Origin of the sequence: Ensifer adhaerens (assembly GCF_002940685.1) — a bacterium.
Classification (GTDB): domain Bacteria; phylum Pseudomonadota; class Alphaproteobacteria; order Rhizobiales; family Rhizobiaceae; genus Ensifer; species Ensifer adhaerens_E.
Window position 1 is genome coordinate 190,947 of record NZ_PNFP01000015.1, and the last position, 19,886, is coordinate 210,832.

The following is a 19,886-nucleotide window of genomic DNA, read 5'->3' on the forward strand; positions in this document are numbered from 1 at the left end:
ATATCGGCTTTCCAAGGCGTCGGGCCGCTCTGGCCCTGCGCCACTGGTGTCAAGGAATACAAGAGCATGGCTTCAGATCCGCAGGACGCCCCCGTCATGACCACGCGACGGACAGCGGGTGTATCCTTCGCGGCGAGCCTGACCTTCGACGATATCCATCACAGCTATCACGCCAAGGAAACGATCAAGGGCGTCAGCCTGGCAGCCAAGGCGGGGGAGGTCCTGTGCCTGCTCGGCCCGTCCGGGTCGGGAAAGACGACCTTGCTGCGTATTGCCGCGGGGATCGAGCGGCAGAGCGCCGGACGTCTGATGCTCAACGGTCAGGAAATCTCAGGCCCTTCGGTCTTCCTGCCGCCGGAAAAGAGGGGCGTCGGGCTGATGTTCCAGGACTTTGCGCTCTTCCCGCACATGACGATCCGCGACAATGTTCGCTTCGGCCTGACGGCGATCCCCAAGAAGGAGGGGCTGATCCAGGCGGACGCGGCACTGGAGCGTGTCGGTCTGTCGCATTACGCCGACCAGTATCCGCATGTGCTCTCCGGCGGCGAGCAGCAGCGCGTGGCGCTCGCCCGCGCGCTGGCGCCGCGTCCGGCGGTGCTGTTGATGGACGAACCCTTTTCCGGTCTCGACTCGCGCCTCAAGGATTCGATCCGTGCCGATACGCTCGCCATCCTCAGGGAAACGCGGGCAACGGCGATCGTCGTCACGCATGATGCCGAAGAGGCGATGCGCATGGCGGATCGCATCGCACTCCTGAAGGACGGGCGGCTCGTGCAGGTCGGAACGGCCGACGAACTCTATCGTGAGCCCAGCAACCTCTTTGCCGCCGGCTTCTTCTCGGAGATCAATGTCTTCGACGCACAGGTCCGCGGCGGCCGGGTCGAAACGCCGGTTGGAAGCGTGGCCGCGGGGCGGCATCCGGAAGGCAAGCGTCTCTCCGTTGCCGTCAGACTGTCTGGCGTGCGCGTCGGCGAAGAGGATGGCGACATTCCCGCGCGCATTCTCTCGCGGCGCTTCATCGGCGTGGTCGAACTGCTGGAACTCGCCGTGCCGCGTTGCGAAGAGGTTGTCAGGGCCCGCATTCGCGCGGACCGTTTGCCGCATGGATTGCGTGATGTAATGCTTTCAGTTAACGAGCGGGATATATTACTGTTTGAAAAAGACGGTTCAGCATCTTAGGTTCTGTCACGACGTAGCGCGTGCGTGAGGCACGCCTGAAAATTGACATGTGATAGAGCCTAAATCGGGGAAGGCTCAGAGGAGTAAGAGCATGGGTTCGTTAAGCATTTGGCACTGGCTGATCGTTCTGGTCGTGGTGCTGCTCTTGTTCGGTCGTGGCAAGATCCCCGAACTGATGGGCGACGTTGCCAAGGGCATCAAGAGTTTCAAGAAGGGCATGACCGACGATGAGGCGGCTGCTGCCGACAAGACGCTCGACGGCAAGACCGTAGATCACAAGTCTGACGAAGTTCGCTAACGGTCTGGTGTCGGTGAAGCCTGTCCGGTGTCCATACCGGGCCGGCGGCATCAAGGGTTTGCAGGACATATCGCATGCTTGATATCGGCTGGACCGAGCTCGTCGTCATCGCAATCGTTTTGATCGTGGTTGTCGGGCCGAAAGATCTTCCGCCAATGTTGCGGGCTTTCGGCCGCATGACTGCGAAACTGCGCGGCATGGCGTCGGATTTCCGTCAGCAGTTTGATGAAGCGCTGCGTGAGGCGGACCTCGACGAGGTCCGCAAGACCATCAGCGATGCGCAAAGTCTCAACCCGGCCAATGCGTTGCGCGATGCGATCAATCCGTTGCGCCAGATGGGCAACGAGATCAAGGCCGACCTGCAGAAGGCGGCAACACCCGACCGGCCTGAGGCAACGAGCAGCGTCGATCCGGTGACTGCCGTCGAGCCGGTCGCGGCGCCAGCTGCGCCGGCAGTGGTGGAAGCGAAGCCGGCAGATGCGGTTGCCGCCGCAGCGATCGGCTCGGCCAACCGCCAGATCGAGCGGGCCGAGGCCGCGGCCGTACCGGCAGAAAAGCCGAAACGTGCGCCGAAGGCGAAGGTCGATGCGGCGCCGGCGGCAAAGAAGGCCGCGTCCAAGACTGCAGCGGCAGCGCCCAAATCCACGGCAAAGTCTTCTGCAAAGGCGCCTGCAAAGCCGGCCGCCGAAAAGAGCAAGGTGACGCCGGCAGCAGCGGAGCCCGCTGCCAAGACGTCCAAGCCGCGCACCACGGCGCGCAAGAAAGGTGAAGCATGAGCGGCGACATCGAGGATCGGCCGCAGCCGCTGATCGAGCATCTGATCGAGCTGCGCAGGCGCCTGATATGGGCCGTCGGCGCGTTCTTCGTTGCCTTCCTCGTCTGCTTCTATTTTGCCAAGGGTCTGTTCAATCTTCTGGTGCTGCCCTTCAAATGGGCCGTGAGCTGGGCGGGGCTCAGCCACCGCAACGTCGAACTGATCTATACGGCGCCGCAGGAGTTCTTCTTTACACAGATCAAGGTGGCGATGTTCGGTGCGCTGGTTATCGCCTTTCCCATGATCGCGGCACAGATCTACAAGTTCGTTGCGCCGGGGCTCTACAAGAACGAGCGCGCAGCGTTCCTGCCGTTCCTGATCGCGTCACCGCTCCTGTTCCTGCTTGGCGGCGCGCTTGTCTATTTCTTCTTCACCCCGATGGTAATGTGGTTCTTCCTTGCCATGGAGCAGGGTGGCGGCGAAGGGCAGGTGGCCATCCAGCTCCTGCCGAAGGTCTCGGAGTATCTGAGCCTCATCATGTCGCTGGTCTTTGCGTTTGGCCTTGTCTTCCAGCTTCCGGTAATCACCACGCTTCTTGCCCGCGTCGGGTTCGTGAGCTCGCAGGGGCTCGCCGAGAAGCGGAAATACGCGATCGTGATCGCCTTCGTTGTCGCGGCCGTGCTTACGCCGCCCGATCCGATTTCCCAGATCGGCCTTGCGCTGCCAGCCATCCTTCTCTACGAAATTTCGATCTATACGGCGCGACTCGTCGAAAGGCAGCGGGCAGCGGACGCGCTCAAAAGCGAGGCTGCCGAGTCGCAGGAAGGATCTTCCGGAGAGGTCGGCCCCGCCAAGGGCTGAGCATTCGAGATTTCGCGCCGTGATCTGACCAACGCGTGGAACGACAATGCTTGATATCAAATGGATCCGTGAGAATGCCGAGATGCTGGACGCTGCCCTGGCGAAGCGGGGCGCGGAGCCTTTGTCGGCATCTCTCATCGCCCTCGACGAACGCCGTCGCGCGAACCTTCAGGCGCTGCAGGACATGCAGTCGCGCCGCAATGCGGCGTCGAAGGATATCGGCGCTGCCATGGCGCAGAAGAACGCCGAGCTCGCCGATAAGCTGAAGGCCGAGGTGGCCGATCTCAAGAACGCCATGCCGGCGCTCGAAGAGGACAGCCGCAAGATCGAGGCGGAGCTCAACGATGCGCTCTCGCGCATTCCGAACATCCCGCTGGACGATGTTCCGGTTGGCGCCGACGAGACCGGCAATGTCGTCAAGGCCGTCGTCGGCAAGAAGCCGAGCTGGAACCACCAGCCGCGCGAGCACTTCGAGATCGGCGAAGCGCTTGGCCTGATGGATTTCGAGGGAGCGGCCCGCATTTCCGGGTCGCGCTTCACGATCCTCAAGGGACAATTGGCCAGGCTCGAGCGCGCGCTCGGCCAGTTCATGCTCGACCTGCACACCCAGGAACATGGCTACACCGAGGTGCAGCCCCCGCTTCTGGTGCGCGACGATGCGATGTACGGCACCGGCCAGCTGCCGAAGTTTGCCGAGGATCTCTTCCGCACAACGGATGGCCGCTGGCTGATCCCGACCGCTGAGGTGCCGCTCACCAACATCGTCCGGGAGCAGATCCTGGAAGGCGAAAAGCTGCCGCTGCGCTTTACCGCCTTGACGCCGTCCTTCCGCTCGGAAGCTGGTTCCGCCGGCCGCGACACCCGCGGCATGCTGCGCCAGCACCAGTTCAACAAGGTGGAACTGGTCTCGATCACCGATGCCGAAACGTCCGTTGCCGAGCATGAGCGCATGACCGCCTGCGCCGAGGAGGTGCTGAAGCGCCTCGGCCTGCATTACCGCGTGATGACGCTTTGCACCGGCGACATGGGCTTTGGCGCCCGCAAGACCTACGACCTCGAGGTCTGGCTGCCGGGACAGGATACGTTCCGCGAGATTTCGTCCTGCTCGGTCTGCGGCGATTTCCAGGCGCGCCGCATGAACGCCCGCTACCGCACCAAGGAAGACAAGGGAACCCGCTTCCTTCACACGCTGAACGGTTCGGGCGTTGCCGTCGGCCGCGCGCTCATCGCCGTTATCGAGAACTATCTGAATGATGATGGTTCGATATCGGTGCCGGAAGTGCTGGTCCCCTACATGGGCGGCCAGACGCGCATCGAAAAGGCTGCCTGACCAACGTCGAAGGGAGTACGGCACCATGCGGATCCTGCTGACAAACGATGACGGCATTCACGCGGAAGGCCTGGCGGTGCTCGAACGGGTCGCCCGGACGATCTCGGACGATGTCTGGGTCGTCGCACCGGAAGCGGACCAGAGCGGCCTTGCCCATTCGCTGACGCTGTCGGAGCCGCTGCGGCTCCGACAGATCGCGGAAAAGCGCTTTGCGCTTCGCGGCACACCGACCGATTGCGTCATCATGGCGGTTCGCAAGGTGCTCGACCGCAAGCCCGATCTCGTGCTCTCCGGCGTCAACATCGGCGCCAACATGGCCGACGACGTGACCTATTCCGGTACCGTCGCCGGCGCCATCGAAGGTACGCTGCAGGGCATCCGCTCGATTGCACTGAGCCAGGCCTACCATCACGCGCCGGGAAAGACCGTTCCGTGGGATGTCGTCGAAACACACGCGCCGGCCTTGATCCGCAAGCTGGTGAAGGTGGATCTGCCTGACGGTACGCTGCTCAACGTCAATTTCCCGAACTGCGCGGCGGACGCCGTTGCCGGTACCGAGGTTACGTCGCAAGGCAAGCTCGACTTCGGCCTGTCGATCGACGAGCGAACCGATGGTCGTGGCTTTCCTTACTTCTGGCTGCGTTTCGGCGAACGTTTTGGCGATTTCCGCGCTGGCACCGACATTCATGCGCTGCGCGAAAACATGATCTCGGTCACGCCGCTCAAGCTCGACCTCACCGATTACAGTGTCCAGGATCGGCTGGCGCGGGCGCTCAGCGACGGAGCCGTTGATTGAGCGCGCGGGTGACGGAACAGGAAGGCTTTGCCAAGATGGTGCTGCGGCTGCGGGCCGAAGGCATCGTGAACCATGACCTGCTGAAGGCGGTCGAGCAGACGCAACGCAGCCATTTTACGCCACCGCAGTATCAGGCCGATGCCTATTCGCAGCGCACGATCCCGCTCGATTGCGGCTCCTTCATGGAGGGATACGACTTTGCGGTGCGCCTGCTGCACAGCCTCAATCTGAAATCCGGTCAGCGTATTCTCGAAGTCGGCACCGGCAGCGGCTTCACCGCCGCGGTCATGGGGCGCGTTGCCGAGCGCGTGCTGACGATCGACCGTTACCAGACGCTTGTCGGCACCGCGCAGAAGAACCTTGAAAAGTCAGGCGTTCGCAATGTCGTCGTCCGGCATGCCGACGGCAGCGCCGGCGCGCCGGGTGAGGGCACGTTCGATCGTATCCTCATCACTGCCGCCTTCAACAGCCTGCCGCGCATGTTCTCCGACCACCTCGTTTCCGGTGGCACGTTGCTGGTTCCGATCATGATGAGCGAGACCCATTGCCGGGTCGTTCGCGTCAGCCGCACGGGCAGCCGCTTCGACCGCGAAGATCTGTTCGACGCGCCTTACCTTCCGATCGTGCCGCAGCTGGCGTCGTTTCTCTGATCATTGCCCCCTTGGAGCGGGAGAGGCGCGCCGGCCGCGCTGATTTCGGATTATTAACGAAGCCTTAACCTGCTCCAGCCTCGCGCAAGCTTCGCGCCATACGCCTCCCTTTGCACGGACAGGGTTCCGCCTGCGAGTCGTCGCTGCCTGCGACGTCGGCGGACACCGGGTCGCGAGGTACGGAGACGGCACATGCAGATCGCGAACAGGTTGACGGCGGCGGCATCGGGCGACGGGCTGAACAATCTTGCAGGGCGCAATGGCGGCCAGACGAATTCCGCGGTTAGGGATGAGCAGGCAGCACAGGCGCTCGCCACGACCTTCTTCGACCCGACGCCGCGCATCTCGCTTTCTGCTGACGCCCTGCTTTACCTAAGCCAGACGAAGAAGGCATCGGACGGTCAGCCGGCGCTCACGCGCGACGAGTGGAACAATCGCTTGTCGCCGCAGCTGGCCTCGCGCGAATACCAGGCCTTCGGCAAGTTTCTCGATTCCGGCGATCACCAGGCCTACTACAAGAACTTTATCGACTATTACGACGGCCTTCGGCCGGAGGACCAGAACAGTCTGCGCTATTTCGGGACACGCGAGGCGGCTGTCGCCGGCCTGCGGTCGCTCGAATACGAAGAAGCAAGCGGTGCGGACGGAGACGCCGCGTTCCAGACGCTGGTCAGCGTGCTGCTCGAAGAGGACAAGACGGCGCAGTCCGAAACCCTGGCCAATCCGGCAGGGCGACAGATCTTTGCCTGGGACCTGACAAGCATCAGCTATGAAGAGAACCAGACGGAACGGAGTTCCGTGTCTGAGATCGAACGTCTCTATTCCGAACTGATCTAGGATGGGGCTCTTTGAGGCCGTGCAGCCCCCTGCGGCTGTCCCGCTGGCATGCCCTTGTAAGGCGATGGTCGGCCTATGGTTAGCATTTGGTCAAATTAGTCCTTTGGTGGGGTCAACCTTAACCACGCGGTAACTCTAATACGCTTTAATCAACCCACATCGAGTTGCGTTCGGAGTGGGTAAGCGTCATGCGTAAGTTTGTATCTCCCGGGGTTGGAAAGTCGACGATCCGCCTTTGCGTGGCGGTCCTGCTGGCAGGCGTCGCAACAGGCTGCAGTTCGGATGCCAGCCGGTTTGACGGCCTGTTCTCCCGATCCGACAACATCACCACCAATTCCATCCCCCGAGACGCAACGCCGGTTCCTCGCGGCGATGTGTCTGTCGGCCAGATGGCGGCAGCGCCGGTCGATAGCCGCGGTTCGGCTCTCGGTCAGCCCTATCCGGCAGCGGCCGGGCAGGGTGCCTACGATCCGGTAAACACGGCATCCACGCCCGTATCCAATGCCCGCGTCGCCTCGACCCCGATCTCCGTTCAGCGCAACACTCTGGCTGATCCAAGCGCTGGTGGACACCAGCGCGCCGAAGCCCAGCCGTTCCCGGCAGCACGCCAGCAGACGGCGCTCGCCACGCAGCAGACGCTTCCGGCAACGGTCAAGGAGACAGCAAGCAAGAGCGGCTGGACGACGCAGAACGCCCCAACGATCATGGTTCGCCCGGGTGACAGCGTTGCCGTCCTCTCGAAGCGCTTCGGTGTGCCGGAAAAGGAAATCCTCAAGGCCAACGGCCTGCAGTCCGCGGCGCAGGTCGAGACCGGCCAGCGCCTCGTCATCCCGACCTTCGGCGTCGCAGGCAGTGCTGCCAAGGCGGCCGCCACCAACTCGATCGCCGATCTCGACGGCAGCAACCGCCAGCCTTCGCCGCTGCCGGTCAACCAGCGTGACGTTGCGATCCTGCCGGGCTCGTCCCAGTCCCGCGAGAAAGGCGAAGGCAAGTCTGACGTCGTTGCGGGCAAGCCGGCAACGAACGGCGAGGGCGCCGGCGGCGGATCCTACACCGTCAAGCCGGGCGACTCGCTGAACCGCATCGCCAAGGCGACGGGCGTGTCCGTTTCCGCCCTCAAGCAGGCAAACGGCCTGACCGCAGAATCGATCCGCGTCGGCCAGACCCTGCAGTTGCCGGGCGCAGGCGGTGCTGCACTGGATCAGGTCAAGACGGCCTCCGTTCCGAAAAAGGCCGAGCAGCCGCAAGTTGCTTCGCTCGACAAGAACAAGCCGGCGGAATACCAGGCGCCGGTTGCCAAGCAGAGCGTCACGGAAGTCGCGAGCAAGACGACGGAGATCGACGAAGATTCTCCGAAGTCGACGGGCATCAGCAAGTACCGCTGGCCGGTGCGCGGCGCCGTCGTCGCCGGCTACGGCGCCAATGTCGACGGCAACCGCAACGACGGTATCAACATCTCGGTGCCCGAGGGCACGCCGATCAAGGCGGCCGAAAACGGCGTCGTCATCTATTCGGGCAGCAGCCTGAAGGAACTCGGCAATGCGGTTCTGGTGCGCCACGACGACGGTACGGTCACGGTGTACGGCAACGCTTCCGAACTCAAGGTTCAGCGCGGCCAGAAGGTTCAGCGCGGTCAGACGCTCGCAGCCTCGGGCATGACCGGTCGGGCAAGCCAGCCGCAGGTTCACTTCGAGGTGCGCAAGAACGCCACGGCGGTAAACCCGGCGACCTTCCTCGAATAGGGCCGCCGCAGCCGCGACAGGCGCGCGGAGCGATCCAGATCCGATGTTTTACGGCACCGCTTGTCCTTTTGGGCAGGCGGTGCTCTCATTTTCCCGATGTCTGCGTCGCTTCGCGTTCGCGAAGCGCCGGTTAGCCTTCGAGCCGGTGGCGCAGGCGGCCGGCGAGATCCTGGATGAACTGCCAGGCGACGCGGCCGGACCTTGCGCCACGGGTCGTTGCCCATTCGAGCGCCTCGGCGTGCAGGGTCTCGCTGTTGACCTTGAAGCCATAGTGCCGCGCGTAGCCGTCGATCATCGCCAGATAGTCATCCTGGCTGCATTTGTGGAAGCCGAGCCACAGGCCGAAGCGATCGGACAGCGAAACCTTCTCCTCGACCGCCTCCGAAGGGTTGATCGCGGTCGACTGCTCGTTCTCCATCATGTGCCGCGGCAACAGGTGGCGCCGGTTCGAGGTGGCGTAGAGAAGCACGTTGGACGGCCGCCCCTCGACGCCACCGTCAAGCACGGCTTTCAGCGACTTGTAGGACGTGTCGTCATGATCGAAGGACAGGTCGTCGCAAAAGACGATCACGGGAACCGGCGCGGTCTTCAGAATGTCCATCAGCGCCGGCAGCGTGGCGATGTCTTCGCGATGGACCTCGACCAGCTTGACGGCAATCCCGGTCTCGCGGGCAACCTGTGCATGGACCGATTTCACCAGCGAGGATTTGCCCATGCCACGGGCGCCCCAGAGAAGCACGTTGTTGGCCGTGAAGCCCTCGGCGAAGCGGAGCGTGTTGTCGAGCAGGATGTCGCGGACGTGGTCGACCCCGGTGATGAGCGACAGTTCGATACGGTTCGGCTTGGCGACCGGCTGCAGATGGTGCGTTGCCGGCGCCCAGACGAAGCACTCGGCAGCGGTCCAGTCGTTGGTTGCCGCGCCGGGCCCTGCCATGCGCTCGATCGCCGCGGAAAGCTTCTGCATTTCCCTGATGAGAACGTCGATCTTTGCTTCCGGCATTTGTCTCTCTCCACTCGCTGAATCAGGTGTTTGGCCGTAGCCGTCAAGGTTTTGGGCGGCGCGGCCCAGGTGTTTACGGTAACCGCGTCGCGGCCATGTCCCACCAGAAACCCGGTAGCACGCAGGTTTACGCTGGAAAAGGTCACCGAGGCCCGCGCGAGGGGTTCTCCTCTTGTGTAAATTGTGTCAGAGGCACAGGAACGCGTACGGGTGCCCGCGGCTTTGCAGAGCGGCCGGGCGTCCCTATATTCCGGCCGATTTGGCGCGGAGGAACCGCCGATATTTGAACTCAAGGAGTGATCGATGTTCATTACCGAAGCTTTTGCGCAGACTGCCGGCGCCCCCTCCGCTGGCGGCGCGGACATTCTCATGTCCATCCTGCCGTTCCTGCTGATTTTTGTCGTTATGTATTTCCTGATCATCCGTCCGCAGCGCGCTCAGATGAAGCGCCGCGAGGAGCTCCTGAAGAACATCCGTCGCGGTGATCAGGTCGTGACCGGCGGCGGCATCGTCGGCAAGGTCACCAAGGTCGTCGACGACAACGAACTCGAAGTCGAAATCGCCGAAGGCGTGAAGATCCGCGTCGTTCGCAGCGGCGTGTCGGAAGTTCGCGTCAAGGGCGAACCTGTCAAGGAATAAGGCAGGAACAGCCACCACCAGCAGAGCAACTGGAGCGTTTGAGGCATGCGCAGATTACCGCCGTTGAAACGTATCCTCGTCTGGTTGGTGGCGCTTGCCGGCATCGCCTTTGCGTTGCCGAATGTTCTTTCCCGCGAAGAGGCAGCCGAACTTCCGTCCTGGCTGCCTCATCGCCAGGTGGCGCTCGGGCTCGATCTCCAAGGCGGTTCGCACTTCATGTTGCGCGCCGCACGCAGCGACATCGTCGCGGAACGGCTCGAAACGATCGCCAACGAGGTCGGCAAATCGCTGCGCGATGCCGACATCGCCTATATCGGCCTTTCCGGTGAAGGTCAGTCGATTGCGTTTCGGGTTCGCGACCGATCGCAACTTTCAGCCGCTCGCGAGCGGCTGAAGCCGCTGGCGGCACCTGTCGATATCGGCGGCTTCGGCTCCGAGCCCATCTCCGAAGTCGTGTTCGACAGCGCCGAACCCGATGAACTGGTTCGCCTGCGCCTGACCGACGAAGGCATCGACTACCGGCTGTCGCTGGCCGTGGCGCAGTCCATAGACGTGGTGCGTCGCCGCGTTGCCGAAGTCGGCGCCATCGAGCCACTGATTCAGCGTCGCGGCGAAGACCGCCTCATCGTGCAGGTGCCCGGCCTCGGTGATCCGCAGCGGTTGAAGGATCTGCTCAGCCAGAGGGCCAATCTGGCCTTGCGGATGCTGGATACGTCCGTGCCGGTGCAGCGCGCCGTGGAGGGCCAGCCGCCTGCAGGGACAGAGGTCCTCTATTCCTTCGACGATCCGCCGGTGCCCTATCTTGTCGAAAAAGCGCCGCTGCTCGCCGCGGCAAATTTCGTTGGCGCCCAACCGGAAGCCGATGCCTCCGGCGAAAGCGCGTCGGTCGCCATCAAGATCGATGCTGGCTCGCAGCAGCGCGTCGCCGCGCTTGCGGCGCAACAGCCGCCGAGGGATGCCGCGATCGTTCTCGACGGCCAGGTCATCGCGACGCTGAAGCTGACGGACGCGGTCAATGGCGACACATTGCGCATCTCCGCAGACCTGCCGACCGAAGGTGCGGCCGACCTTGCCGCCCTGGTCAGGACGGGACCGCTTCCGACGCCGCTGACCTTCGTCGAGGAGCGGACCGTCGGCCCGGGCGTCGGTGGCGACGCCATTGCCGATGGACTGACGGCCGGCCTGGTTGCCGCCGTCGCGGTCGCTGCCTCGATGATCTTTTTCTACGGGGTCTTCGGCGTCTTTGCCGTCATCGCGCTGGCGTTGAACATTGTTCTGATCATCGCGGCGCTCTCCGTCTCGGGCGCGACGCTGACGCTTCCGGGCATCGCCGGCATCATCCTGACGATCGGCGTCGCCGTCGATTCGAACGTGCTGATCTATGAGCGCCTGCGTGAAGAGGTGCGCGGCGCCGAGCCGCTGCGGCGCACGATCAACAACGCCTTTTCTCGCGTCTTCAGCAGCATCTTCGACGCCAATCTGACGATGCTGATCGCGAGCGCCATCCTCTTCTACCTCGGCTCTGGCTCGGTGCGCGGCTTTGCCGTGACGCTGGCGATCGGCAGCGTCACGACGCTTTTTACCGCCTATACGGTCACCCGCCTGATCGTGAAGCGCTGGCTGCGCCAGTGGAAGTCGGAACGCCTGCCAAAGGGTATCCGGACCGGCCGCTTCAGTGATCTGGACATCCGCTTCATGCGGATCCGCAACCCGGTCTTCATCCTGATGGCGGCCCTGTCGCTCGCTTCGGTCCTGCTCCTTGCCGGCATCGGGCTCAATCTCGGCGTCGACTTCAAGGGCGGTTCGATCATCGAGCTGCATTCCAAGGGCGGCCCGGTCGATGTCGCCGATCTTCGCGCGCGTCTCGACGAACTGAATTTCGGCGAGGTCCAGGTGCAGCAGCTCGGCTCGGGCGAGGACGTTCTGGTGCGGGTGCCGTCGCAGGAAGCGGGCGATAATGCCGAGCAGACGGCCGCCGGCGTCATCCGGGCGGAACTTTCGGACGAGTATGATTTCCGCCGCGTCGAGGTGGTCGGTCCCGTTGTCTCCGGCGAGCTGACGCGCGCCGGCACCATTGGGCTCGCCGTGTCGTTCCTGGCCATCCTTCTCTATGTGTGGCTGCGCTTCGAGTGGCGCTTCGCCGTCGGCGCGATCATCGCCACGACGCACGACGTCCTGCTGACGATCGGCTTCCTCGTGCTGACCGGAATCGAGTTCAATCTCGGCAGCATCGCAGCAGTCCTGACCATCGTCGGTTACTCGCTGAACGACACCGTCGTCATCTACGATCGCATCCGCGAGAACCTAAGCCGCTACCGGCGCATGCCGTTGTCGGTGCTGATCGACACCTCGATCAACCAGACGCTGTCGCGCACCATCCTGACGGCGCTGACGACGGTTCTGGCCCTGGCGGCGCTTTATCTCTTCGGTGGCGGCCTTATCCGCGCCTTCAGTGTTACTATGCTGTTTGGCGTTATCGTCGGAACGATCTCATCCATCTACATCGCCGGGCCGATCCTCATCCTCTTCAGGAAGCGCACCGACCACATTCCGGGGGACGAGAACGCCTCTGGCGCGGATACGGGTGCTGCCGGCGCAGCAAAGGGTGCTGTCTGAAATGCCCAAGGGAATTGAAATTCGCGAAGCCCATTTTCCGGGACGTGCCCCGATTGATGCCTATGGCAATGGCGGCTTCCGCTTCGCGGACATGTCGCACCGCGGCTCGATCCTGATGCTGCCGTCAGGCGTCTACGCCTGGGACGTTGCCGAAGGCGACGCGCTCGATGTCGACCAGTTCCGCAAGGTTCTCGACGAGGCGCAGGACATCGAAGTGCTGCTGGTCGGCACGGGCAAGGACATCCGCCCGCTGCCAGCCGACCTGAAGACGGCTTTGCGCGCCGTCAACATATCGTCCGATCCGATGAGCACCGGGGCTGCGGTTCGGACCTACAATGTCATGCTGGCCGAATCGCGAGCCGTCGCCGTCGCGCTGATCGCCGTCTGATCGGATCCGGAGAAGACGACGTGCACGACATTACCGCCCAGATCCTGGCCGACCTGCGGGACACGGACCGCGACCGCTATCTCGCCTGCCTGCTTGCGCCCGCCGACAAACAGCCCGCGCTGGCGGCGCTCTATGCCTTCAATGCCGAGATCGCGCGCATTCGCGATCTCGTGCACGAACCGATTCCCGGCGAGATCCGCATGCAATGGTGGCGGGATCTCATCGGCAACGACGCATCGACCGGGGAAGGGCATCCGCTCGCCGAAGCGCTCCTTGGCTGCATTCGTGCGCACCGGCTGCCGGTTTCCGTCTTCGAGAACATGATCGACGCACGGATCTTCGACCTTTACGATGATCCGATGGAAGATCGCTCGGCGCTCGAAGGTTATGCCGGCGAGACCGCCTCTGCCCTGATCCAGCTCTCGTCCCTGGTGCTTGATCCGGAGAACGCCGCAAAGTCGGCGGAGGCCGCCGGTCACGGCGGGGTCGCGCAGACAGTCGCTGGCCTCCTCATGCTGCTGCCGATCCATTTGCGCCGCGGCCAGGTCTACCTGCCGGCCGAATTGCTGCGTGCCACCGGTCTCGATCGCGATACGTTGATCGCCGGTGAAGACACGGCTGCGATCAGCCGCGCGATCAGGGCCTTTGCCGGGTTCGGACGGGATCATCTCGTCAAGGCGCGCGCGCAGATGGGAAAGATCGCGCCGTCGAACTTCCCCGCCTTCATACCGCTCGCGCTCGTCGAGCCGGTGCTCGATCGTGCAGAGGCTGCGGGCGCCGGGCTTCTGCAAAAGCCCATACGCCCGGCCCAATGGCAGCGGCAATGGTGGATGTGGCGTGCCGCGCGCCGCCATCGCTTCTGATTTAGCCGGACAATCGGCCAGAGGTTCGCCTGATCGGATCTCCGCGTGGCTCCTTGCGTTGGCGCACCGGTCATGACGACAAATTGGCACAAGCCTCGCAGCGTATAGAAGCGCTTTATCGGCGTCACGCCGAGCGAAGGGGAGCGCCCGCGGATGCTTTGGTTATTGCTCATCGCCGTCATCGTCCTGGTCGGCGCATTCTACATGTGGATGAACGCCCGCGCCGAGCGGGACTGGGACAATCCCGATGCCGGCTCGGCGATGGTGGAATTTGGGCGCGCCTTTCCGGACGAGGCGATCCGGGCGCTGCATTCGACGGCGGACCGCAAGGCGATCTTCCTGCGGCTGCACGACGGCAAGGCTGGCTTTATCCAGTCGCACGGCACGCACTACGTCTGCCACGTGATCCAGCCCGGTAAGGTCAGGGTCAACAGCTCCGAGACCGGCCGCGGCCTCATCGTGCATTTCCCCGATTTTGCCTATCTCGACAACGATTTCGAGTTTCAGAGCGCCGGCGAGGCGGCAGAAGTTTCGCTCTGGCTGCTTGGCAGCTTCAGCCCGAAGTCGGAGTTCGAGCAGCCCGCCGCCGAGCCGCCGCACACGGCGCAGGCGACCGAATAGCTCCCGCCGCTTCTCCCCCAAAAAAAGGCCCGCTTGCATCGCTGCAGGCGGGCCTTTTGTCGTTGCCTTGCTTTCCGTCCGAGCGTCAGGCGGACTGGTCGAGCCAGGCGGCGCAATCGGCAAGCGCGCGCGCGGCCGTTGCCTGTTTCTTGGCGACCGCCTTCTCCTTGCCGCGGAAACGCTTGACGCCTTCCGGCTTGGTGATCGCACCCGGATCGAGCGGCGGGAACAGGCCGAAATTGACGTTCATCGGCTGGAATGAACGCTTGCCCGGCTCGTCGTCGGAAACGATGTGCCCGCCGGTGATGTGGTTGAGGAGCGCGCCGAAGGCGGTCGTCGCCGGCGGAGCCGCCAGCGTCTCGCCCTTGCGCTCGGCAGCGGCGAAACGGCCGGCGAGCAGACCGATGCTGGCGCTCTCGACATAGCCCTCGCAGCCGGTGATCTGGCCGGCAAAGCGCAGGCCCGGGCGCGACTTCAGCGTCAACGTTCCGTCAAGCAGCGTCGGCGAGTTGATGTAGGTGTTGCGGTGCAGGCCACCGAGGCGGGCGAATTCGGCATTCTCCAGGCCCGGGATCATGCGGAAGACCTCGGCCTGGGCGCCATACTTCAGCTTCGTCTGGAAACCGACCATGTTGTAGAGCGTGCCGAGCGCATTGTCCTGGCGCAACTGCACGACGGCGTAGGGCTTGACGGTGGGGTTATGGGCATTGGTGAGGCCCATCGGCTTCATCGGACCGTGGCGCAGCGTCTCGCGGCCGCGTTCGGCCATCACCTCGATCGGCAGGCAGCCGTCGAAGTAGGGCGTGCCTTCCCATTCCTTGAAGCCGGTCTTGTCGCCGGCGATCAGGGCGTCGACGAAGGCGTTGTACTGCTCTTCGGTCATCGGGCAGTTGATGTAGTCCTTGCCGGTGCCGCCGGGTCCGACCTTGTCGTAGCGCGACTGGTACCAGCAGACGTCCATGTCGATCGTCTCGGTGTAGACGATCGGCGCGATGGCGTCGAAGAAGGCGAGTGCATCGGCGCCGGTCTCCGTGCGGATCGCTTCGGCAAGGTCGGGCGCCGTCAGCGGGCCGGTCGCGATGACAGCGAGATCCCAGTCCTTCGGCGGCAGGCCGGTTACTTCTTCGCGCACGACCGTAATCAGCGGGTGGGCGGCGATCGCCGCGCTGACCGCATCGGAAAAGCCGTCGCGATCGACTGCGAGCGCGCCGCCGGCCGGCACCTGGTTGGCGTCGGCCGATTTCATGATCAGCGAGCCGGCAAGCCGCATTTCCGCGTGCAGCACGCCGACCGCATTGCTGGTCGCGTCATCCGAGCGGAAGGAATTGGAACAGACGAGCTCGGCAAGGCCGTCGGTCTTGTGCGCGTCGGTGCCGCGCACGCCGCGCATCTCATGCAGGATGACCGGCACGCCGGCTTCGGCGATCTGCCAGGCGGCTTCCGATCCGGCAAGGCCGCCGCCTATGACGTGGATGGGGGAATGGGAAGAGGTGTCTTTGCTCATGGCCGGCTTCCTACCACGGCTCGGCCCTTGGTTCCAACGCCTATAAACGAAAACGGCGCCCTGAAGGCGCCGTCTTGGAAGTCCTGGTCGTTCGTTCCGATTAACGGAAGGAACGGGCCGCAATGTTGCGGATGTCGTAGCGGGTGATGCCGATGTCATTGAGAGCGTGGTTCGACAGGTTGCCGAGCTCGCTGACAGTGCGGCGGTAGTTGATCCAGCTTTTTGCGATACGAATCGGGTTCATGGTCTTTTCCTCAAATCAGGTTGTCGCGACAGCCATCTGTCTGCGTCGTTGAGGTTCTTATACGCTTGTCTAATTAGAAGGTGGAGTGCAAAGAAAATGCAGCTGCTATGCATTTGTGCAGTGCATCGCCGCATAGATGGGCAGCGCTTCAAAAGGCAGCATCGATTAATGATTGATTAAAATCTTAATTGTGCGCTGATAAGCGATTGTTTTCAAATGTATTTACGGACTGCCGACGAGCGACACCGCAGCACCTTTCGATGGGCGTCGTACCCTTCACGCAGGTTGCTGCGGTGGCGAGAGATCGGGTGCCTCTCGCACCTGCGAAGACGCGATTGGATCGGTACCGGCTGCGACAAAAAGAAAACGCCCCCCGGAACGAACCGGAGGGCGTTTACTGGAGGTCGGTTGCGCCTAAAGCGCAGCCAGAATTACTTGATGGCCTGGCGGGCAACGTACGGGATGTCGCCGCGGCCGATGCCGAGGTCAGACAGTTCGCGGTCGGTCATGCGGCCGAGTTCGTTGCAGGTCTGACGATACTTGCGCCAATTGTTGAAAGAACGTGCGAGGTTCATGATCCTATCCTTTCTAGGGTCGTGTGCCAGCGCTTAATCTCTCTTGCTGGCCGTCATCTGATGAGCTGGAATATAATCATTTTGAGCAGAAGTTACAGAGACAATGCTGCATCGCACCCATGCAGGCCGTGCAAGCCTCTGCGCAATGGCGCGATCACCGGTGGCGTTGGAACGCGCGGCGCGATCGGGTTTTATCGGTTGGGGATGCTGCCCGAAATCGAGGGCCAAAAAACAAACAACGCCCGCTGGGGGAGGAGATCCAGCGAGCGTCGCTTTGTTCTGATCGGCAACCGGGAGGAGGAGTGTCGCCGATCCAAATCGAGGGGCGCTGGGAGGAGGAGTGCGCCACCCCGATCGATGAGTTGAAGATAGTATGGAGCCGGGCAAAAGGGTAGCGCCGTTCCAGAATGGCACCTATGCGCCGAACGCATGGCAGAGAGCAGGCGCAACGAAACTATGCACGAATATTGTGCAATTGCGCAGACGGAGGCTTCTTCATGGAGGGGAGGGCCGAAAAAGAATAACGCCCGCTGGGGGAGGAGATCCAGCGAGCGTCATTTGGGGTGATTGGCAACTGGGAGGAGGAGTGTTGCCAATCTGATCGGAAGAGCGCTGGGAGGAGGAGTGCGCTCGTCCGAATTCCGTCGGTTTTACCCGGGCCTTTCCCAGCAAACTGAGGCGGTTGGCCATTTCCGCTGGCGACCGTCTGGCTTCATGCCTTCGTTCGCCTTTGATGATCTGAATATAGGACGTTTAAATCGATTTGTGCAGTGCAATATCCGCATGGAAGATATGCGCATTGCGCAAGCCGTTCATTCGTCCTTATCGGTTTGGTGCCCAACCATGAGAGAGCGATTGTGTTTCCGCGCCGATACGTGGTTAGTTGGGAACTGAACCGGACCATTTCAAGCATCGGATTCTAGGCTGGGGGCAGGATGTACCGCGCGCGTCTCGAACGAGACTTCAAGCACTGGGTCGACAAGGGGCTGCTGCAGGAGAATGCGGCGCGCGCGATGCTGGCCGAGTATGACGGTCGCGAGTCGACCTTCCGCGCCGGACGGGTCCTGCTCATTCTCGCCGCGCTCCTGTTGTCCGCTTCCATCCTGTTGCTTGTCGCCGCCAACTGGGAGGCGCTGCCGCGCCTTGCGCGGGTGGCCGGCATCATCGCCCTCGTCTGGGGCTTCCATTTCGCCGCCGCCTGGCTGACCCAGACCGGCCGAACGACGCTGGCTGCGGCCGCGCTCGTCCTGGGAGCGGCCGCCTTCGGTGGCGGCATCGCGCTCATCGGGCAGATGTATCACCTCTCTGGGGACGCGGCCGATGCCGCGCTGCTGTGGTTTGCCGGCGCCGTCCTCTCGGCCCTCGCGTTTCGTTCCGCGGCAATGGCGGCGGTTGCGGGCGGGCTTGCCTGGTTCTATTTCGCCACGGTGCTGAAAGACGACGGATTCAACGGCGCGGCGGACTGGCGCATGTGGTCCGTTCCGGCGCTCGCCGTGATCGTCGTTCTGCTGGTTCGCTTCACGTCCGCCGATAGAGTCCGTCACCTCGCCTATCTGCTCGTGCTTTCGTGGCTCGCCTGGCTTTACCTCGACAACGCGTCGCTCGCTTTTTCCATCGGTCTGGCGGCATTGGGCCTCGTGGCTTTTCTGGCGGCAACCCTGCCGGGGTCGCCGCTTCGCGCGCTTGCGATCGATGCCGGATCGGCGCCTGCGTTCTATTCCTTCGCACTGGCGCTGCTCGGCTTCACGACCCTTCAATATGAGGCAGAGGGGCTGACGACGGAGGTCCTGACCGGGGCAGGCACGCTGCTGGTGGCCCTTCTCGGAATCGCGCTGGCCGGCGCCCAGAACGGCGCCGTGCGCTATCTCGGCTACGTGGCCTTTGCCGGCGAGCTTCTCTATCTCGCCTTCGAAACGCTTGGCTCCATGCTTGGGACGTCGGGCTTCTTCCTGATTTCGGGCCTGGTCGTTGCCGGCATCGCCTGGATCGTCATCCGCATCGAAGGCCATCTGGCGAATGCGCGCCGGACGGAGGCGCCACAATGACGAAGTCGGAACAGAAATCCCGTTGGCTGAACCCGCTGCTGGCGGCCCTGTTGGTTGCGGGCGTGCAGACGGCGGCACTTGGCTACATGATCGAGGGTAGGGCATCGATCCTCAGAAGCGGCCGGGACGTTCTCCTGAAGACCGTGCCGGTCGACCCGCGCGATCTGCTTCGCGGCGATTATGTGATCCTGAACTACGATATTTCCCGGCTCCAGCCGGAATTGTTCAAGGGCGACACGCCCAGGGAGCAGGAACAGGCGCAGGTCTACGTTCGGCTGGAAAAGCAGCTCGACGGTTTCTGGGCCGCGACCGAAGCCTCCTTCCAGCCGCTGGCATCCGCGGGCGACAGCGTCGTCCTTCGCTCGCTGCCGTTTGCCTACTATCCATCGTCATCGTCATCGTCAGTCGATGTCGAATACGGCATAGAGCGCTTCTATGTGCCGGAGGGCGAGGGGCGCACGCTGGAGGAGGCGCGCAACGCGCAGGCGCTCTCCGTCAACATCCGCGTCGATGCCAAGGGAAAGGCGCAGATCCGCGAGATCGCGGTCAATGGCAGCCCGGTCTACGAAGAACCTCTCTATTGACACGCGCGATACGTGCCCGGCGTATCCGATCGGTCGTGGAATTCCCGCATTTTCCCTTTGATCCCGCGAGAACGAGTGATATAGAGACGCCGCGCTCGGGAAAGCCCTGAACTTTCAGCATGCCCATTGTATCCGCGGTATTCCGCAGGTTGGACTTGCGGGAATACGTACAGGCGGTGCGATTGTCTGAACGCGGGTATGGTGAAATTGGTAGACACGCCAGATTTAGGTTCTGGTGCCGCAAGGCGTGGGAGTTCAAGTCTCTCTACCCGCACCAGACAGCGATCGCACCTAAAGTCCGGATTCTGCAAGGATGAAGGCGGCTGGAGTGCCATTTTGCTTGCAAAACGGTAACGGAAT

The 19,886-nt window shown here is 63.1% G+C and carries 20 protein-coding genes and 1 tRNA gene; 17 read left to right on the forward strand and 4 right to left on the reverse strand.

Annotated features, from left to right (window positions below; genetic code table 11):
* Positions 1-66: 66 nt before the first annotated feature.
* The 9 genes from C1A35_RS26775 to C1A35_RS26815 all read left to right on the forward strand — a co-directional run bounded on the left by C1A35_RS26775 (position 67) and on the right by C1A35_RS26815 (position 8,447).
* Positions 67-1,179, forward strand: coding sequence for an ABC transporter ATP-binding protein (locus C1A35_RS26775; protein WP_104667276.1), 1,113 nt, complete (start codon positions 67-69; stop codon positions 1,177-1,179).
* A gap of 91 nt (positions 1,180-1,270) precedes the next feature.
* Complete coding sequence (locus C1A35_RS26780) at positions 1,271-1,477, forward strand: twin-arginine translocase TatA/TatE family subunit (RefSeq protein ID WP_104667277.1); 207 nt, start codon at positions 1,271-1,273, stop codon at positions 1,475-1,477.
* Positions 1,478-1,551: 74 nt separating this feature from the next.
* Positions 1,552-2,253, forward strand: coding sequence for a Sec-independent protein translocase protein TatB (gene tatB / locus C1A35_RS26785; RefSeq protein ID WP_104667278.1), 702 nt, complete (start codon positions 1,552-1,554; stop codon positions 2,251-2,253).
* On the forward strand, positions 2,250-3,092 hold the full coding sequence (tatC, locus tag C1A35_RS26790) for a twin-arginine translocase subunit TatC (protein ID WP_104667279.1): 843 nt from the start codon (positions 2,250-2,252) through the stop codon (positions 3,090-3,092). Before tatB ends, tatC begins: the two co-directional genes overlap by 4 nt.
* A gap of 46 nt (positions 3,093-3,138) precedes the next feature.
* Positions 3,139-4,422, forward strand: a complete 1,284-nt coding sequence (serS, locus tag C1A35_RS26795; RefSeq protein WP_104667280.1) for a serine--tRNA ligase — start codon at positions 3,139-3,141, stop codon at positions 4,420-4,422.
* 25 nt (positions 4,423-4,447) lie between these two features.
* Positions 4,448-5,218: a 5'/3'-nucleotidase SurE gene (surE, locus tag C1A35_RS26800; RefSeq protein ID WP_104667281.1), complete on the forward strand. Its 771-nt coding sequence runs from the start codon at positions 4,448-4,450 to the stop codon at positions 5,216-5,218.
* A complete protein-coding gene (locus tag C1A35_RS26805; protein ID WP_104667282.1) occupies positions 5,215-5,868 on the forward strand; it encodes a protein-L-isoaspartate(D-aspartate) O-methyltransferase in 654 nt (217 codons plus the stop codon). The genes surE and C1A35_RS26805 overlap by 4 nt, the downstream gene beginning before the upstream one ends.
* A 192-nt stretch (positions 5,869-6,060) precedes the next feature.
* Positions 6,061-6,705, forward strand: a complete 645-nt coding sequence (locus tag C1A35_RS26810; RefSeq protein WP_104667283.1) for a biotin biosynthesis protein BioC — start codon at positions 6,061-6,063, stop codon at positions 6,703-6,705.
* Positions 6,706-6,893: 188 nt separating this feature from the next.
* On the forward strand, positions 6,894-8,447 hold the full coding sequence (locus C1A35_RS26815; protein WP_104667284.1) for a peptidoglycan DD-metalloendopeptidase family protein: 1,554 nt from the start codon (positions 6,894-6,896) through the stop codon (positions 8,445-8,447).
* 130 nt (positions 8,448-8,577) lie between these two features.
* On the opposite strand, the gene C1A35_RS26820 is transcribed toward C1A35_RS26815, so the two are convergent.
* Positions 8,578-9,447 carry an ATP-binding protein gene (locus tag C1A35_RS26820; protein WP_104667285.1) on the reverse strand — a complete coding sequence of 290 codons (870 nt, stop codon included), beginning with the start codon at positions 9,445-9,447 and terminating at the stop codon, positions 8,578-8,580.
* 303 nt (positions 9,448-9,750) lie between these two features.
* Between C1A35_RS26820 and yajC the strand changes: the two genes are divergently transcribed.
* The 5 genes from yajC to C1A35_RS26845 all read left to right on the forward strand — a co-directional run bounded on the left by yajC (position 9,751) and on the right by C1A35_RS26845 (position 14,574).
* On the forward strand, positions 9,751-10,086 hold the full coding sequence (gene yajC / locus C1A35_RS26825) for a preprotein translocase subunit YajC (RefSeq protein ID WP_065376915.1): 336 nt from the start codon (positions 9,751-9,753) through the stop codon (positions 10,084-10,086).
* Between the two features lie 45 nt (positions 10,087-10,131).
* Positions 10,132-12,702, forward strand: coding sequence for a protein translocase subunit SecDF (secDF, locus tag C1A35_RS26830; protein ID WP_104667286.1), 2,571 nt, complete (start codon positions 10,132-10,134; stop codon positions 12,700-12,702).
* Between the two features lies 1 nt (position 12,703).
* Positions 12,704-13,090 carry an Mth938-like domain-containing protein gene (locus C1A35_RS26835; protein ID WP_104667287.1) on the forward strand — a complete coding sequence of 129 codons (387 nt, stop codon included), beginning with the start codon at positions 12,704-12,706 and terminating at the stop codon, positions 13,088-13,090.
* A 20-nt stretch (positions 13,091-13,110) separates the two neighbouring features.
* The gene (locus C1A35_RS26840; protein ID WP_104667288.1) at positions 13,111-13,953 is read left to right on the forward strand and encodes a phytoene/squalene synthase family protein; all 843 of its coding nucleotides are present in this window, start codon (positions 13,111-13,113) and stop codon (positions 13,951-13,953) included.
* Between the two features lie 153 nt (positions 13,954-14,106).
* Positions 14,107-14,574 carry a hypothetical protein gene (locus tag C1A35_RS26845; RefSeq protein ID WP_104667289.1) on the forward strand — a complete coding sequence of 156 codons (468 nt, stop codon included), beginning with the start codon at positions 14,107-14,109 and terminating at the stop codon, positions 14,572-14,574.
* Between the two features lie 85 nt (positions 14,575-14,659).
* Here the strand turns inward: C1A35_RS26845 and trmFO are convergent, their stop codons facing one another.
* From trmFO to C1A35_RS26860, 3 genes are all read right to left on the reverse strand, one after another.
* Positions 14,660-16,078, reverse strand: a complete 1,419-nt coding sequence (gene trmFO, locus C1A35_RS26850; RefSeq protein WP_104667290.1) for a methylenetetrahydrofolate--tRNA-(uracil(54)-C(5))-methyltransferase (FADH(2)-oxidizing) TrmFO — start codon at positions 16,076-16,078, stop codon at positions 14,660-14,662.
* Positions 16,079-16,178: 100 nt separating this feature from the next.
* Positions 16,179-16,322: a DUF1127 domain-containing protein gene (locus C1A35_RS37275; RefSeq protein WP_064816989.1), complete on the reverse strand. Its 144-nt coding sequence runs from the start codon at positions 16,320-16,322 to the stop codon at positions 16,179-16,181.
* Positions 16,323-16,753: 431 nt separating this feature from the next.
* Positions 16,754-16,897 carry a DUF1127 domain-containing protein gene (locus C1A35_RS26860; RefSeq protein ID WP_064816990.1) on the reverse strand — a complete coding sequence of 48 codons (144 nt, stop codon included), beginning with the start codon at positions 16,895-16,897 and terminating at the stop codon, positions 16,754-16,756.
* Positions 16,898-17,832: 935 nt separating this feature from the next.
* Between C1A35_RS26860 and C1A35_RS26865 the strand changes: the two genes are divergently transcribed.
* The 3 genes from C1A35_RS26865 to C1A35_RS26875 all read left to right on the forward strand — a co-directional run bounded on the left by C1A35_RS26865 (position 17,833) and on the right by C1A35_RS26875 (position 19,803).
* Positions 17,833-18,942: a DUF2157 domain-containing protein gene (locus C1A35_RS26865; RefSeq protein ID WP_104667291.1), complete on the forward strand. Its 1,110-nt coding sequence runs from the start codon at positions 17,833-17,835 to the stop codon at positions 18,940-18,942.
* Positions 18,939-19,526: a GDYXXLXY domain-containing protein gene (locus C1A35_RS26870; RefSeq protein ID WP_104667292.1), complete on the forward strand. Its 588-nt coding sequence runs from the start codon at positions 18,939-18,941 to the stop codon at positions 19,524-19,526. The genes C1A35_RS26865 and C1A35_RS26870 overlap by 4 nt, the downstream gene beginning before the upstream one ends.
* Before the next feature lie 192 nt (positions 19,527-19,718).
* Positions 19,719-19,803: transfer RNA gene (locus tag C1A35_RS26875), tRNA-Leu, on the forward strand.
* Positions 19,804-19,886 lie beyond the last annotated feature (83 nt).

What these genes read in the sequence shown, in the direction of transcription:
- C1A35_RS26775 (WP_104667276.1), top strand. Translation starts at nt 67, where the DNA reads ATGGCTTCAGATCCGCAGGACGCCCCCGTCATGACCACGCGACGGACA.
- C1A35_RS26780 (WP_104667277.1), top strand. Translation starts at nt 1,271, where the DNA reads ATGGGTTCGTTAAGCATTTGGCACTGGCTGATCGTTCTGGTCGTGGTG.
- tatB (WP_104667278.1), top strand. Translation starts at nt 1,552, where the DNA reads ATGCTTGATATCGGCTGGACCGAGCTCGTCGTCATCGCAATCGTTTTG.
- tatC (WP_104667279.1), top strand. Translation starts at nt 2,250, where the DNA reads ATGAGCGGCGACATCGAGGATCGGCCGCAGCCGCTGATCGAGCATCTG.
- serS (WP_104667280.1), top strand. Translation starts at nt 3,139, where the DNA reads ATGCTTGATATCAAATGGATCCGTGAGAATGCCGAGATGCTGGACGCT.
- surE (WP_104667281.1), top strand. Translation starts at nt 4,448, where the DNA reads ATGCGGATCCTGCTGACAAACGATGACGGCATTCACGCGGAAGGCCTG.
- C1A35_RS26810 (WP_104667283.1), top strand. Translation starts at nt 6,061, where the DNA reads ATGCAGATCGCGAACAGGTTGACGGCGGCGGCATCGGGCGACGGGCTG.
- C1A35_RS26815 (WP_104667284.1), top strand. Translation starts at nt 6,894, where the DNA reads ATGCGTAAGTTTGTATCTCCCGGGGTTGGAAAGTCGACGATCCGCCTT.
- C1A35_RS26820 (WP_104667285.1), bottom strand. Translation starts at nt 9,447, where the DNA reads ATGCCGGAAGCAAAGATCGACGTTCTCATCAGGGAAATGCAGAAGCTT.
- yajC (WP_065376915.1), top strand. Translation starts at nt 9,751, where the DNA reads ATGTTCATTACCGAAGCTTTTGCGCAGACTGCCGGCGCCCCCTCCGCT.
- secDF (WP_104667286.1), top strand. Translation starts at nt 10,132, where the DNA reads ATGCGCAGATTACCGCCGTTGAAACGTATCCTCGTCTGGTTGGTGGCG.
- C1A35_RS26835 (WP_104667287.1), top strand. Translation starts at nt 12,704, where the DNA reads ATGCCCAAGGGAATTGAAATTCGCGAAGCCCATTTTCCGGGACGTGCC.
- C1A35_RS26845 (WP_104667289.1), top strand. Translation starts at nt 14,107, where the DNA reads ATGCTTTGGTTATTGCTCATCGCCGTCATCGTCCTGGTCGGCGCATTC.
- trmFO (WP_104667290.1), bottom strand. Translation starts at nt 16,078, where the DNA reads ATGAGCAAAGACACCTCTTCCCATTCCCCCATCCACGTCATAGGCGGC.
- C1A35_RS37275 (WP_064816989.1), bottom strand. Translation starts at nt 16,322, where the DNA reads ATGAACCCGATTCGTATCGCAAAAAGCTGGATCAACTACCGCCGCACT.
- C1A35_RS26860 (WP_064816990.1), bottom strand. Translation starts at nt 16,897, where the DNA reads ATGAACCTCGCACGTTCTTTCAACAATTGGCGCAAGTATCGTCAGACC.
- C1A35_RS26865 (WP_104667291.1), top strand. Translation starts at nt 17,833, where the DNA reads ATGTACCGCGCGCGTCTCGAACGAGACTTCAAGCACTGGGTCGACAAG.
- C1A35_RS26870 (WP_104667292.1), top strand. Translation starts at nt 18,939, where the DNA reads ATGACGAAGTCGGAACAGAAATCCCGTTGGCTGAACCCGCTGCTGGCG.